The following is a 12,630-nucleotide window of genomic DNA, read 5'->3' as shown; positions in this document are numbered from 1 at the left end:
GAGGCGGCGGTCACGCGGCCTTGTCCAGGTCGATAGAGGCGGGCAGGTCGCGGACCTTGAGCCCTTCGGCGCACATCAGGTCGTTGATCTGCCAGCAGGCTTCGGTGGGCAGGTAGACCGAGCGCAGCCGGACCGGGGTGCGCATGTCGCCGACGGAGGCGATGGACACGCCCTGGGGCATGGTGCGGTCGGCGGCGGTGATGTCCAGTTCCCGGCCGTCGGGGAAGAGGTGCAGGAAGTCCTCGATCGTGTCGACGCGGTGGCAGATTCGGGCGGACAGGTTGGTACGCACGGCAGTGGTGAGCACGTCGGCGGAGGGCTTCTGGGTGAGCAGCCACAGCCGGATGCCGAACTTGGCGCCCTGGCTGGCGATGGCCAGCAGCTCGGCCTCGAAGCGTTCGCGGGCCTTGCGGTCCGGGTGCCGGGTGTAGTTCGCCACCTCGTCGATCATCACGAGCAGCAGCGGCAGCTCGGGGCTGAATTCGGTGATGCGGTCGGTACGGCCTGACCAGAACAGCCGCTCCCGGCGCTGCATCTCCTCGCGCACCCACCGCAGGATCTCGGTCGGCTCGTCGGGGTGTATGGCGTCGGAGACCTTGTAGGCAGTACGCCACCAGGGTGCGACCGCGCCGAGGTTGGGGTCGATCACGATTAGCCGCACGTCCCGCATGAGGGATGCGTAGGCGAGCAGGGTGTTGACGGTGATCGACTTTCCGGAGCGGGTGAGGCCGGCGACGAGGGCGTGTGCGGAGTGGGCGAGGTTCAGCACGATGGGGGTGCCGTCTTCGTCCCAGCCCAGCAGCACGTCGTCCGTGGAGGCGAACTGTCCCGGACGGCAGATCGGGGACCCGTCGGGGCCGAGCAGCGGTGAGCGGATCACGGCCTCCAGTGGTTCGCGCCGGAATCCGCGTGCCACGATTACTCCGGGCTTGGGCTGGGAGATCCGGATGCGCCGCATCCCCCACGCGTCGCACAAGCCCTCGTTCGCGTCCTGCCAGGCGCTCAACCCCACCTGCGGGAGGGCATCCGCGGTGACGGTGACGCCGAACGGGTCGGCTTGGGTGTGTAGGCGCGGCGCCAGCACCCTCGGCTTCGCTGGCAGGTCCTGCGGGCTGAGCTGCTGGAGCACGGTGGGCGTGGCGTCTTTGACCGCCAGGTCCAGCATCGGGGCCAGGCGCTTCCAGCCCCATCGGATCCGCCGCGCCTGACGGAGGCTGATACGGGTCTCGCCGTCGGCTCGGTACCAGCGGGCGAAGCGGAACCCGGCCCAGGCGAGCATGCCCAGCACGCCGAGACATGCGACCAGTAGCGACCCCGTACTGAGGGCGTTCGCCGGCATCAGGCGGCCGTCCTCACGGTGATGGCGTCCGCGCGGAGCGAGATGCCGTGCCGGTCCTTGCCGTTGATCTCGTTCTCCCAGGCCGAGGCGACCAGGCCGGTGAAGATGACCGGCATGCCGACCTTGAGGCCCTTGCCGAGACCGGGCTCGGGAACTTTGACGGTGATCACTTCGGCGCGGCCGTTGAACGCGAACATCACGTCCACCTCGTGCAGCTGGGCACCGGTGCCCCGGTCGATCGCGGCCTCTCGGCCTTCGCGGTCCTTGAACTTGGGACGGGGCTCGGAGGCGAGGATCTCCAGCGCCTGGGACTGGTCGATGGGCATGGTCTTCACGGCAAACCTCCAGGTGAGAGGGGGCGAATCACCCGTGTGGGTGATCGCATGCCGTAACCATACATTCGTTCCATCCGAAGTCCATCCCTATTGAATTCCATCTGTTCATCAGGAGGTCCATCCATCGGGCGGCTACCCTGACATCGTGGGCGGCTGAGCTGGTGGAACACAGAGGTGACGGCCCGCCTGCGGCCTGTGAGACTCGAAACCGGACCAGGGATGGACATGCCTCCTGCTGACGACGCGCGCTTGACGTTCGAGCGCATCGCGGACGACCTGCGGCAGCAGATCCGGGAGGAGAAGCTGCGACCGGGCCAGCTACTACCGACTCAGAGCCAGCTCATGCAGGAGTACAAGGCATCAAGCCTGACCGTGCAGAAGGCCGTCCGGCTCCTGCGCAATGAAGGCTGGGTCATCGCCCGCCAGGGGCGCGGTACGTTCGTGACGCGGTCGGCCGACTTCGAGGAAGCCTTCGAGCGCGTCGCCAGCGATCTCACGCAGCAGATCTACTCCGGCACGCTGGCGCCGGGAGCCAGACTCCCAGCCCGCGAGGTCCTGGCGGAGCACTACTCGGTGCCGCTCAACGTGGTCACCAATGCAATCGCCCTGCTGGCCGGCAACTTCTTCCTGCGCTACCCCGGCGAGGTGCCTGGGGACGAGGTCTACGTACGGGACTGGGACGACCACGGCTTCGCCACACAGGTCATCCACGGCCGGTTGGTCGGCAAGATCAGAGACGGTTCACTGGCCAAGGGGGCCACCGTGACCGTGGACGAGGTGGTCGACATGCTCGGCGGCGACGCCGAAGCCGCGGACCAGGCGCTGACCTTCCTTGCGCTGGAGGGCAGGATCAAGAAGTACGTAAAGAGGAACGGGTCACGCCAGGAGTTCGAGTACGTCATCATCGGCGGCGAGTTCGGCACCGAACTGCCGGTGAGAGTGGAACCGGCAGGCGACGCGCCCGAGGCGCCAGCTGTTCCGGACCGGGAGTTCCCCGCGTCGGCCGGGCTCGCGGACCTGGCCTACAAGCTTGAACGTGCTCTGGAGCAGATCGAAGAGCTGCAAGAGCGCGTCGAGCGTCTGGAGCGGGGCGACACCGGCTGAGATCGGCGCGCAAACAGTGAGTGTCCCCGGAGGCCGGGTGCTTCCGGGGACGCTTCGAGTTCGTCGGTCAGGGCTGGTACTCGTAGCCGATGGTGAACCGGGGCGGCAGGCACCATTCCCCGTACTCGATGATCCCTTCTGAGTCCGACCACCGGTGGGCACCGGCCAGGATCGGTGAGCCAACGGCCAGCCCCAGCGCACTCGCCTCGCGCGCGTCGGCGGGGCGGGCATGCATGTCGTCACGGGCGTGAGTGATCGTGCGCCCGGTGGCTTCGAGCACGCGCGCGGACAGTCCGTGATTGCGACCCGGAGCGGTGTTCAGTAGATCGGGGACCAAGGCGGCGAACGGCGCCGGATACCAGGTCACCGCGAACACGGTCCGAGTCTTGCCACGGCCGGCGAGCCACTCGCGGCGGACAACCTGGTCTCCGGTCTCCAGGTCGAAGATCTCCGCCACGTACAGCGGCGGGGTGATCAGCTCAGCGGCCGTCACTCGGCTGGTCTCTCCCTCCGCCAGGAACGACTTCACCCGCTGGACCCTGGCCAGACGATCACGCGCCGACAGGGTCCACCTTGGGTCATCGGCGACGAAGGTACCCCTGGGGGTGGTGCGGATGAAGTTCTCGACCTGGAGGGCTTGCAGAGCACGGGAGACGGTGGCGGCTGCGGCCTGCCACTGTCCGGCGATCTCCCGGTTGGTCGGAAGCTTGGCTCCCGGCGAGAGTTCGCCCGACAGGATGCGCTCCCGGAAGTGATCAGCGATCTTCGTGAACGTCTTGGGACTGGGCATAAGGCGTGCCCCTCCATTGAGTTGACGTGCTGTCAGTGAGGGCACACTAGTGCACCGCGAACCGTAGCGGGAGTGCTTCGGCCACTCGAATACTGAACTAGAGCACCGACCTGTCAATAGGTCAGCCATGTGACGTTCGAAGGGTGGCGACGCATCATGAGTGAGCCGACCAGGTATACGACTGCGCCTGTTGAACTACCGCTGCGACTTGATGCGGACCCGGCACCCGTCGAGGGCTGTGCAGGCTGTACCGAACTGGCCAACGTACGCGACCGCGCACGCGTGGTCGGTGACGTGACGACCGTGACCGACTGCAACGTCTACATGCGACGTCACCCCGAGGGCCACCAGTGACCGCCCGCTCCGTGTACCGGCACGTACCCCACACCATCCGGCACGTCCCCGAGGGCGGCATCACCTACGAAGCGTTCTGCGTCACCGCAGGCTGCAACGCCGAATCAGGCCCGCACGATGAGCAAGAGGCCGCACAAGACTGGGCCCTTCGCCACACCGGACGCACCGGCCACGACCTCTTCAGACGCCTCGTGACCGACCACGCCCAGGTGACCCGAGCCGAGTAGACGCAGCTACGGCAGTCCACCCGAAGTCACGCCAGCCAAGCCGACGCCAGAGGCGGCATCCCCAGCGCGAGCCTCCACCGATGGCCACGGCGTACTGCCGAAGAGGGATGCGTCCAAACTTTCTATACGTCTTCAAGGCGACCCGCTGGCGCGGGTCGCGCGCGGCACGGCCGCCCACCCGGCCCGCTCTCGGCTCCGCCACCGCGGGCCGGCCAGCGACCGGGCCGCGCAGAAACAGCGCAGCGGATGACCAGAGGCGTAAAGGAAGCCGGACGCGTCCGCACGACGAGCATCAGGCCGACGGCGAGGCAGCAGCTGGTAGTCGGCTGGTGCGCAGCTCGCAGGTGGGGTCGGTCGGCTCCGTGGGCTTTACCCACCTGTTCGGCTCGGGGCCCGCGTCGGGCAAGGCCAGGGGGCCACTCGTTCAAATTCCGGGCAGGTCCAAAGCCTGCCCGAGTTGCCGACCAGCGTACGGCCCCCTGACCATGCCCGACCCCAACCCGAACAGGACACCGGCCAAAGCCCACTCCGCCGCCCTCACGCGCGTAGCCGTCTGACGGCAACGCCGACGGCAACAGGGGCGCACAACAAGGTACTTCCACGCACACCCACGGACTGGCCAAATTCCGCTGACCTGCAAAGACGCAGCTGACAGCACCTCAGCATGCACACGTACTATGTGCTCGCAGGCCCCACCCCGGTCCTTGTGCATAACTGTGGTGGCACTGCCACCGTTTCGTATGACCCCGATATGGGCCCTACCGGACACGCCATAATTCGAATCGATATGGCCGACGGTCGATCGCAGATTACCGAACAGGTAATTAATGCAATTCCCGCCAGGCCGGGCCAGTACAACGGGCTGCCGACCACAGGTGCGCAGGCGTTCCCCGAAGACCTCGGCCCTAATACGAGGAGTCTTACCTTCGACTTGCCGAACGCAGAAGCCGCGTACGGGGCTCAAGGGAGGACCATCGATGCGGACCTCGGAGCATACGACGGAATGGACAATAGCTGCGTGACCTATTGTGTTGACATCCTGCGGTCTGGTGGCGTCAACCTACCGGAAGGGCGTCGAGGGATGGCCGTGCTACGAGGAAGGATGAACAGAGGGTGAGTCAAGCAGGTGGCCCGTCCGAGTACATCAAGGTCTTGGCGGAGGTTATCGCCAGTCCGAGAGTCGGCGGATTGCATCTTCGTCGAGTGGGTGAACTTCTCGTCGCGCGCGAGGAATTGAATGAGCGGTTCCTGGATGCCGAAAGGCGTAAATTCTCCGATGCCGAATTCGATGACATTGTGATCAAGTCGTCAGAGCTTGATGACGAATATGTTCGAGTTTGGCGAGCCTGTGAAGAGGCAACTCGGGAATGGCGCCACTCTGAAGGTCTGCCGGCATTGGCCCTCGCGCTGAAGCAAGCCGCCGATTACTATCGTGGTGTTGCATCCGCCGCCTGATGCTGAACAGGAACGGAAATTGATCGGCCCCACCAGGTTCATTCTGGTGGGGCCGCTCGCGTGCGCTGGGGGTGCCTGACGGCAGTAGTTGACGGCAACGTCAGCGGACGGGTGCTGCACAGAGCGGCGGTTCGCCGCGGTCGTCGGGCTATCTGGTGGCGTCGTCGGAGCGCTGGAGGGCGCGGCCAAGGAGGCCGATGGCGTCGCGCTGGAGGCGGAGTCGGACGTGGGCGTAGACGGTGGCGGTGACGCCGATGTGGGCGTGGCCGAGGAGTTCCTTGATCACGACGAGTTCGACGCCTTGCTCCAGGAGCAGGGTGGCGGTGGAGTGCCGTAGGTCGTGGAAGCGAATCCGGCGGAGCCCTGCCTGACCGAGGAGGGCGCGGAAGCTGCGATTGAGGTTCGCGGGATCGATCGGCCCTCCTGCCGGCGTGCTGAAGACGAGGCCGTTGTCCCTCCAGTCCTCCGCTGCCGCCTCTCGTTCTCCTTCTTGTACCTCACGGTGTCCCTTGAATGAGTGGACGCACTCGCTGGGGAGGGCGATGCGCCGTTCGGACGCGCGGGTCTTGGTGGGCAGGGCGGTCAGCCCGCCGGTCTGGGTGCGCTGGAGGGTGCGGCGAATGCTGGCAGTGCCATTTTGAAGGTCGAGGTCTTCCCACTGGAGGCCGAGGAGTTCGCCCTTGCGGAGTCCGGTGCGGAGGGCGACGTCGTACAGCGCGAATAGGCGGTCATCGCGGGCGGCAGCGAGGAACTGGCGGGCTTCGTCGGCCGTGAGCGGTTCGAACCGACGAGGACGCGGTGTACCGATGCGGACGTTGCGGGCCACGTTTCGTGTGATCTCCTCTTCGCGGACGGCGTGCTCCAAGGCGGACTTGAGGACGGAGTGGATGTACGCCAGCGTCAGCGGGGAGAGCCGCTTGGAGCAGCACGCTCCGGCGGCGCAGCAACGGGGCTGATCGCGGCGGGCGTCGATGCTGCGGGCGCAGCACTGGCAGGTGGTGCGGAGCTGGTTGAGCCAGGTGCGGATGTCCTTGGCTGTGAGCTTGGCGAGCTTCTTCTTGCCCAGGCCGGGGATGAGGTGCTGGTGGACGCAGGTGGTGTAGCGGGTGTGGGTGTTCTCGCGGAGCTGGTGGATGGCGACGGCCTCCAGCCAGTACGTCAGGTATGCACTGACGCTGCCCTGCGCGGATGGAACGGGGACGCCGCGGTTGCTGGCAGAGATCTTCTCGGTGAGCTTGGCCAGGGCTTCCGCGCGCGTGGTGCCGTAGACACGGACGCGCTTGCGGGTGTTGCCCGGGGCGAGGACGTAGCCCGCGGCTTCCCAGCGTCCGTCTTTGCGCTGGTAGACCGTCCCGTCGCCATTGGCACGGACGCGGCGGGAGGGAGCGGCATCGCGGGGCGTGGTCATCAGGCGGCTTCCTGGTCGAGTCGGGCGCGGATGAAGTCGGTGAGGGCGTGAGTGGGGATACGGCGGGCGCGGCCAAGGGTGATCGAGGCAAGCTGCTGGGTCCGGAGCAGGTCGTAGACGGCTGAGCGGCCGAGCTGGAGGCGGGCCATGACCTGGGGCACCGTCAGCAGTTCCTGAGGCGCACTCGGCGCCTGGTGGGGTGCGGTGGGCTGGTACGAGGTCATCAGCAGCTCCCTTCCGCTACGAACTGCCTTTCCAGTTCCCTGCGGTGCCAGACGGCGGCTGCGAGGAGTCCGGCGCCGGGGCTGTAGCCCGAGCCGTGGTAGGCCCAGTGACCGACGACGAGGGTTGTCGTCGGGTCAGGCTCGGACAGGCCGGCCTGTGCACGGGCCTGCTCCGTGCGCCAGACGCGGCGGGCGTCGCGCAGCGCGCCGAGGGTGAGCGAGTAGCAGCGGGACTTGGTCGAGAAGTGGCCCCGGAAGCCGAGCATGTGTGCCCACTTCCAGAGCTTGAGGTCAGCGAACTCCGGCAGCTTGCCCAACTCCCAGCAGGTGCGGATCATCTGCCGCACGTGACGGGCGACCGCGAGCCGGGTCAGGGGCCGGGCCTGTCCGGTGCCGTCGCAGGCGGTGCACTGGAGCGGGGTTCCGTGGGGCAGCAGAGTGGCGCCGCGTCCCTGGCAGGGGCGGCAGTACAAGGCACGGTCGAGGGTGCCGGAGGCGTCTGCGGACTTGGTGGCGTACTTGGCCACGTAGGCGGCGACGGCCTGGTCGGTCAGTTCGTCGTCGGTGCCGAAGGCGGCGATCTCGCGGACGTCGAGCTGTTCGCCCCAGGCGAGTGCGCGTTCCCCGATTGCGTCCGACACGACGGTTACACGTACATGGGTGGCAGCAGCCCGGATGGCATCGGCGAGCAGGGTGACGGTGGCAGATGGCGGTGGAGGCTGGGTGCTGCCGTTGGGGCCGTCGAGCCGGATGACGGCGTGGAAGTGGACCAGGCCGCGCTTCTGGTACTCGGCGACCTTGGCGAAGGAGACCCGCAGGACGGAACCGGCGGCCTTCTGGGTGAGGCCGAGCCGGGCAGCGATCTCGCGGCGCAGGTAGATCGTGAAGCGGGCCCACAATGCTGAGGCGTGGGCGTTGAACAGGACCGCGCCCGCGTAGTCGTAGGTCGTGGGGTTCAACGGGGTGCCGAGCAGGGTGTCCGTGGGTTCGTGGAGTTTGCGGCAGCGGCAGGACCGGGTGCCGCCGTCCGTGTTGGTGGGTCGGTTGTGGACGGGGCCGAAGGAGGGGGCGGTGAGGGTGGCGAAGACGCGGGGGTGGGTGCGGACGGTGTCGGGCACGGTCTTGCCGCCGGTCAGGCCGGCACGGATGAGGTGGTAGGTGTCGGCTGCATAGACGCGGGAGCAGGCCGGGCAGCGCGAAGAGCGCCGGTTGCCGCACGCAGTGAGCAGGTTGCCCGTGGATTCGTCGGACGTGGCGTAGGAGCGCAGCACCTCACCGGTCGTGGTGTCGACGGTGGTGGTGTGGCCGGTCAGGCGCACGGGCTCGGTGCAGCCGCCGAGGCGTTCGATCTGCTGCTGGTCGCGGTCGAAGTCGGGGCGGTAGACCAGGTGGAGCAGGTCCCGCACGGCGGGGCTTGCCACGTGGCGCAGGTCCAGGGTGACCATGTCGGGGCGTGTCCCTTCTGTCGGGGTGGGTGGCCCCGAGCAGCACCCAGCCAGCGAGGGGGTGTGCTGGTGCTGCTCGGGGCATGACGGACCGGGCCCATCGGTGGGCGTTGGGTTCAGGTGGGTGATCCGGCCGGCGGCCGGGAGGCTCAGAGCTGAGCGAGCGCGGCGGTGGCCACCGGCAGGGCGACGCCCATGCGCGTTGCCAGCTGAGCGACAGTGATCGGCGCTCCGTGTTCCGTGTCGTGGGTGTCCGCGATGCGCCTGGCTGCGTCGAGCAGTGCTGGGGGCAGCGACGGACGGGAGCCGGTGACGGCCGTCTTGATGGCAGCCGGGGCGGGTGCTGGTGCGTCGATCACGGAGGGCAGGACGGCCGGGGCAGAAACGGCCGGGGCGACGGGGAACGGCTCAGGGTCCGGGGTGGCGGTCTCCAGAGCAGGGGCCGCGTCGGGCTCCGGCTCAGTGCCGGGGGCAGGGGCGGGGATGGACGCGGTGGTGGCCTCCAGGTGCGGGGTGGGGTGGGTTGTGGTGTGGAACTGAGCCAGGAAGGCGGGTCCGACGCGGCCCCAGCCGAGGAGCAGGAGTGGGGCGACGGTGTCCAGGCAGGCCCGGCCGTAGTGGCCGGTCAGCAGCGGTTCGGCGGTGTTCAGGGCGAGGGTGAGTAGCCCGCACAGGTGCAGCAGGCGGGTGCCAGCTTTCAACTCGTGTGCGGGGACGCCGCGCAGGGCCAGGAACCGCAGCGCGACCAGGAGCCCGACGACGGACAGGTCCACCATCGGGGCGATCAGCGGCGCAATCGGACGGGGGACGCTGAGCCGGAGAGCGAGGGCCCAGACGTTGCCGAAGGAGAAGACGAAGGCCAGGGCCGCGATGACTGCCATGACCACGGTCACGGTGTGGCGGGTGAAACGTTCCTCCGCCATGTGCGAAGCCTCCTCTCAGACGCGGGATTTCAAGGGCGCTCAGAGCTTGGACAGAGGAACAGGGCCGTCCGACTCGTCGTCGCCGGAGGCGGACCGGCCGATCGAGTCGAGGAGCGAGTCCAGGCACAGGGCGGGGTTGGCGGTCAGGTGGGAGGTGGCTTCCGCGATGCGGGCCGCGTCGGCGTCGGAGACGTACGGGGTGCGGATGCGGGTGTAGCCGGGGCGGCCCTGCATCGCCATGACGGCGACGCCGACGTAGGCGGGGTCCTGCAAGGTGACCGGGCTGGCGTCGGGCCAGTTGCGGATGTCGTCGCCCAGCGCGGCCACCGCGGCTTCCACGGTCTTTTGCGCGAAGGACAGTCCGATGGGGCACACGTCACGGATGAAGGTCGGGATGGCGTCGCCGGTGGTCTTCTGACTGATCAGGATCACCAGCATCCCGACGCTGCGGCCCTTCTTGACCAGGTCTTCCACCAGGCGAGCGTTCTCTGCCGTCAGCGCGGCCAGCCGCTTGGTCTCCGAGTCGTTGCCCTTGTAGTCGCGGAAGAACGTGTGCGCCTCATCGATGAGCACCACCGTGAGCGGCCACAGCCGGGAGGGGCCGACGTGCCACATGTTCTTCACGCCCAGCACGTCACGGATCACCGACGACCGCCGTCGGCGCAACTGGACCAGGCGCTTGAACAGCGCGTTGGCCTCATCCAGGTCGTCGCCGCAGAACGCGAACATCCGCTTGACCAAGTCGGCGTAGTCGCCCTCAGAGGCCCGTGACACCTTCCCGTCGAAGCCCACGATCTGCACCGCCGCAGACGGCGCGAGGTCACAGACGAACTTGTTGACGGTCGAGGTCTTGCCCGCGCCCGGGGTGCCGGCCACGGTCACCCCCGGCACGTTCGCCAGGGACACGCACACCTGCGCGGCATACTCGTCCACCCCCAGCTCCCAGCGCGCCACGTCCGTGAGCGGGCTGCCGGTGGGCCGGTGCTCGGTCGGCGTGGTCAGAGGGTCGGAGCGCACGCCTCGGATCACCACCCGGCCGGGGCCGTCCGGCAGGACGGAGACTCGTGTGCACCGCCAGGCATCCGCCAGGAATCGGGCCGACTTCTGGTACTCCTCCAGCCCGACCTTCGGCAGGGTCTTGGCCCGCACGATCACCCCGAACTGATCCGGCTTCACCTTGATCCGGGGAGTCAGCACGCGCGGAGCGGGGGCAGCACCGTCCTTCTGCGCGGTGATCTGCGCGAACAGGCTCGGCGTCTTGTCGGTGACCGTCAGACCCGCCATCCGCGCCAACCGCACCCAGCTCCAGCGGACCCGGACAGCCTGCCGCATGCTGACCCGCGTGCCCTTATCGGCCCGCGCGTACCTCATCACGACCAGCAGCAGCCACACTCCCAGCAGCGCCGCTGCGGCCATCAGCACCTCCGGCGCGTGATCGCCGACGAGGCCGGTCACTGGGCAGCCTCCACCGCGACCAGCTCCAGACGGGCGGCGCGGTAGGCGACGCCGTCGGAGAGCTGCCCGTTGAAGATCCGCGCCCACGGGGTCGCGAACAGGTCCACCGGCCGCACCATCGCCCCCGGCTTGAGCCCGGCCGCCAGGCCCGACTGCGGGACCGTGATCTTCATGATCTCGGCCCGGCCGTCCTCCATGAGCATCACGGTCACCGTGTAGAGCGACTCGCCTGTCTCCCGGTCGGTGGCGACCTCGCCGGTCTGCTGGTCCTTGATCTTCAGCACCGGCTCGGTGCCCGCGACGCACACCGCCGTCTTCAGCATGCCAACACGAATACGGACAGCCATGCCATCACATCCCTTTTCGATGGAGCCGCTTGATCAACTCGGCATCACCTTAGCGCTACGGCGATACGGACGCAACGCTCGATTAGGTGGCACGGGCGATATGGTCGGTCGCGCGGCCGTGTGCCGTAGGCGCTACGGACGGTACGGTTGGCCCATGACACTGCCCCTGGACGAGGACTCACGGCCCCCATACCTTCAGGCCGCCGAAGTGCTACGGGCCGCGATCGTCAGCGGCGAGCTCAAGCCGGGCGAGCAACTGCCCTCCGCGCGCCGGCTACAAGAGCGCTTCGGTGTCGCCAGCTCCACGGTCCAGAACGCGCTGCGTGTCCTCAGGCAGGAGGGGCTGGTCTTCTCCGTGCTCGGCAGGGGCAGCTATGTCTGCCTGCCCCTGGAAGAAGCGGGCGCTGACGGGCGGGGAGTCGAGGGGCGAGCGGACGAGAACTCCGTCGGCCCCGGGTGGCGCTCAGCCAGGGCAGAGGACAGCCGCCCCCCGTTCGTGCGGACCGCGGACGCCCTGCGGGAGGAGATCAAGGAAGGGATCTTTCCTCCGGGCAGCCAGCTCCCCTCGGCGCGAGAGTTGCAAGAGCGGTTCGGTATCGCCAACTCCACCGCCCAGAACGCTCTGCGCCTGCTGAAGAGTGAGGGGCTGATCTACGCGGTCAAGGGCCGCGGGGTTTTCGTCCGCACCGCCCCGACTCCCGGCAAGAGCTACGAGCCGAGGGTTGTCCAGTCCCTCCTGCGGGAGGAGGTCGAACGGCAGGCTCGGAGCACTGCCAGCGAGTTCGCGCACCTTTCCGACTCTGAACTCAAGACGCTTGCGGATGAGCATCGCGGCGAGCTCGACCGAGCACGCGAGGCGTACCAGGAAGCAGTCAGCAAGGGCCGGAAGATCACCAGGGAACTAGCCCGCCGTGGCCAGCTTGGACCCCCTCTCCACGATGACCCGGCATCCGCTCGCAAGGAGCTGGAGACGAAGCTCTCCCAGGCGAAGAAGCGCGGCTGACCCGACAGCGGACCCCAGGATGCTTACGGGCTCATTCGTCAACGTTGGGTGAGCTGTTCAGAGTTTCTTTACTTGATCAAGGCGGCCCGCTGACGCGGGCCGCGGGGGGGGCCGGCCCCCCCCGGGGGGGGCGGGCCGGCCGCGCCGCCCCGGCTGCGGGGGGGCCGCCCCGGCCCCGGGCGGGCACCACCCCACACGCCCAGTTTTGGTGGGGGGAGGCC

The 12,630-nt window shown here is 68.2% G+C and carries 14 protein-coding genes; 5 read left to right on the top strand and 9 right to left on the bottom strand.

Annotated elements, in window-relative coordinates; genetic code table 11:
• Positions 1 to 10 precede the first annotated feature (10 nt).
• The gene (locus tag ACIBEA_RS09605) at positions 11 to 1,339 is read right to left on the bottom strand and encodes an FtsK/SpoIIIE domain-containing protein (protein ID WP_399259289.1); all 1,329 of its coding nucleotides are present in this window, start codon (positions 1,337 to 1,339) and stop codon (positions 11 to 13) included.
• Positions 1,339 to 1,674: a hypothetical protein gene (locus tag ACIBEA_RS09600; protein ID WP_399259288.1), complete on the bottom strand. Its 336-nt coding sequence runs from the start codon at positions 1,672 to 1,674 to the stop codon at positions 1,339 to 1,341. Before ACIBEA_RS09600 ends, ACIBEA_RS09605 begins: the two co-directional genes overlap by 1 nt.
• Before the next feature lie 249 nt (positions 1,675 to 1,923).
• Between ACIBEA_RS09600 and ACIBEA_RS09595 the strand changes: the two genes are divergently transcribed.
• Entirely contained in the window at positions 1,924 to 2,778 is an 855-nt protein-coding gene (locus tag ACIBEA_RS09595) for a GntR family transcriptional regulator (RefSeq protein ID WP_399259287.1), read from the top strand.
• A 67-nt stretch (positions 2,779 to 2,845) separates the two neighbouring features.
• Here ACIBEA_RS09595 and ACIBEA_RS09590 read toward each other — a convergent pair whose 3' ends face one another.
• Positions 2,846 to 3,568: a GntR family transcriptional regulator gene (locus ACIBEA_RS09590; RefSeq protein WP_399259535.1), complete on the bottom strand. Its 723-nt coding sequence runs from the start codon at positions 3,566 to 3,568 to the stop codon at positions 2,846 to 2,848.
• 156 nt (positions 3,569 to 3,724) lie between these two features.
• Between ACIBEA_RS09590 and ACIBEA_RS09585 the strand changes: the two genes are divergently transcribed.
• From ACIBEA_RS09585 to ACIBEA_RS09575, 3 genes are all read left to right on the top strand, one after another.
• Positions 3,725 to 3,922: a hypothetical protein gene (locus tag ACIBEA_RS09585; protein ID WP_399259286.1), complete on the top strand. Its 198-nt coding sequence runs from the start codon at positions 3,725 to 3,727 to the stop codon at positions 3,920 to 3,922.
• Positions 3,919 to 4,149, top strand: a complete 231-nt coding sequence (locus ACIBEA_RS09580; RefSeq protein ID WP_399259285.1) for a hypothetical protein — start codon at positions 3,919 to 3,921, stop codon at positions 4,147 to 4,149. The genes ACIBEA_RS09585 and ACIBEA_RS09580 overlap by 4 nt, the downstream gene beginning before the upstream one ends.
• Positions 4,150 to 5,262: 1,113 nt before the next feature.
• Positions 5,263 to 5,604 (top strand): hypothetical protein, encoded by a 342-nt coding sequence (locus tag ACIBEA_RS09575; protein ID WP_281205618.1) that lies wholly within the window; start codon positions 5,263 to 5,265, stop codon positions 5,602 to 5,604.
• 148 nt (positions 5,605 to 5,752) lie between these two features.
• Here the strand turns inward: ACIBEA_RS09575 and ACIBEA_RS09570 are convergent, their stop codons facing one another.
• The 6 genes from ACIBEA_RS09570 to ACIBEA_RS09545 form a co-directional block, all read right to left on the bottom strand.
• Complete coding sequence (locus ACIBEA_RS09570) at positions 5,753 to 7,012, bottom strand: tyrosine-type recombinase/integrase (RefSeq protein WP_399259284.1); 1,260 nt, start codon at positions 7,010 to 7,012, stop codon at positions 5,753 to 5,755.
• Complete coding sequence (locus ACIBEA_RS09565; protein WP_399259283.1) at positions 7,012 to 7,236, bottom strand: helix-turn-helix domain-containing protein; 225 nt, start codon at positions 7,234 to 7,236, stop codon at positions 7,012 to 7,014. The genes ACIBEA_RS09570 and ACIBEA_RS09565 overlap by 1 nt, the downstream gene beginning before the upstream one ends.
• Entirely contained in the window at positions 7,236 to 8,681 is a 1,446-nt protein-coding gene (locus tag ACIBEA_RS09560; RefSeq protein ID WP_399259281.1) for a replication initiator, read from the bottom strand. The genes ACIBEA_RS09565 and ACIBEA_RS09560 overlap by 1 nt, the downstream gene beginning before the upstream one ends.
• 149 nt (positions 8,682 to 8,830) lie before the next feature.
• Entirely contained in the window at positions 8,831 to 9,604 is a 774-nt protein-coding gene (locus tag ACIBEA_RS09555) for a DUF2637 domain-containing protein (RefSeq protein ID WP_399259280.1), read from the bottom strand.
• Positions 9,605 to 9,643: 39 nt separating this feature from the next.
• Positions 9,644 to 11,020 (bottom strand): FtsK/SpoIIIE domain-containing protein, encoded by a 1,377-nt coding sequence (locus tag ACIBEA_RS09550; protein WP_399259534.1) that lies wholly within the window; start codon positions 11,018 to 11,020, stop codon positions 9,644 to 9,646.
• Positions 11,021 to 11,055: 35 nt separating this feature from the next.
• Positions 11,056 to 11,382: a hypothetical protein gene (locus ACIBEA_RS09545; protein ID WP_399259278.1), complete on the bottom strand. Its 327-nt coding sequence runs from the start codon at positions 11,380 to 11,382 to the stop codon at positions 11,056 to 11,058.
• A gap of 178 nt (positions 11,383 to 11,560) precedes the next feature.
• Between ACIBEA_RS09545 and ACIBEA_RS09540 the strand changes: the two genes are divergently transcribed.
• Positions 11,561 to 12,409 carry a GntR family transcriptional regulator gene (locus tag ACIBEA_RS09540; RefSeq protein WP_399259277.1) on the top strand — a complete coding sequence of 283 codons (849 nt, stop codon included), beginning with the start codon at positions 11,561 to 11,563 and terminating at the stop codon, positions 12,407 to 12,409.
• The last annotated feature ends 221 nt before the right edge of the window (positions 12,410 to 12,630 follow it).

It is taken from the genome of Streptomyces sp. NPDC051555, assembly GCF_044454405.1.
In the GTDB taxonomy this organism is placed as follows: domain Bacteria; phylum Actinomycetota; class Actinomycetes; order Streptomycetales; family Streptomycetaceae; genus Streptomyces.
This window is presented reverse-complemented; position numbering and strand designations above follow the sequence as displayed.

Coding starts and splice junctions, on each gene's coding strand:
- ACIBEA_RS09605 (WP_399259289.1), bottom strand. CDS start 1,339: ATGCCGGCGAACGCCCTCAGTACGGGGTCGCTACTGGTCGCATGTCTC.
- ACIBEA_RS09545 (WP_399259278.1), bottom strand. CDS start 11,382: ATGCTGAAGACGGCGGTGTGCGTCGCGGGCACCGAGCCGGTGCTGAAG.
- ACIBEA_RS09540 (WP_399259277.1), top strand. CDS start 11,561: ATGACACTGCCCCTGGACGAGGACTCACGGCCCCCATACCTTCAGGCC.
- ACIBEA_RS09585 (WP_399259286.1), top strand. CDS start 3,725: ATGAGTGAGCCGACCAGGTATACGACTGCGCCTGTTGAACTACCGCTG.
- ACIBEA_RS09560 (WP_399259281.1), bottom strand. CDS start 8,681: ATGGTCACCCTGGACCTGCGCCACGTGGCAAGCCCCGCCGTGCGGGAC.
- ACIBEA_RS09565 (WP_399259283.1), bottom strand. CDS start 7,236: ATGACCTCGTACCAGCCCACCGCACCCCACCAGGCGCCGAGTGCGCCT.
- ACIBEA_RS09570 (WP_399259284.1), bottom strand. CDS start 7,012: ATGACCACGCCCCGCGATGCCGCTCCCTCCCGCCGCGTCCGTGCCAAT.
- ACIBEA_RS09550 (WP_399259534.1), bottom strand. CDS start 11,020: ATGGCCGCAGCGGCGCTGCTGGGAGTGTGGCTGCTGCTGGTCGTGATG.
- ACIBEA_RS09590 (WP_399259535.1), bottom strand. CDS start 3,568: ATGCCCAGTCCCAAGACGTTCACGAAGATCGCTGATCACTTCCGGGAG.
- ACIBEA_RS09555 (WP_399259280.1), bottom strand. CDS start 9,604: ATGGCGGAGGAACGTTTCACCCGCCACACCGTGACCGTGGTCATGGCA.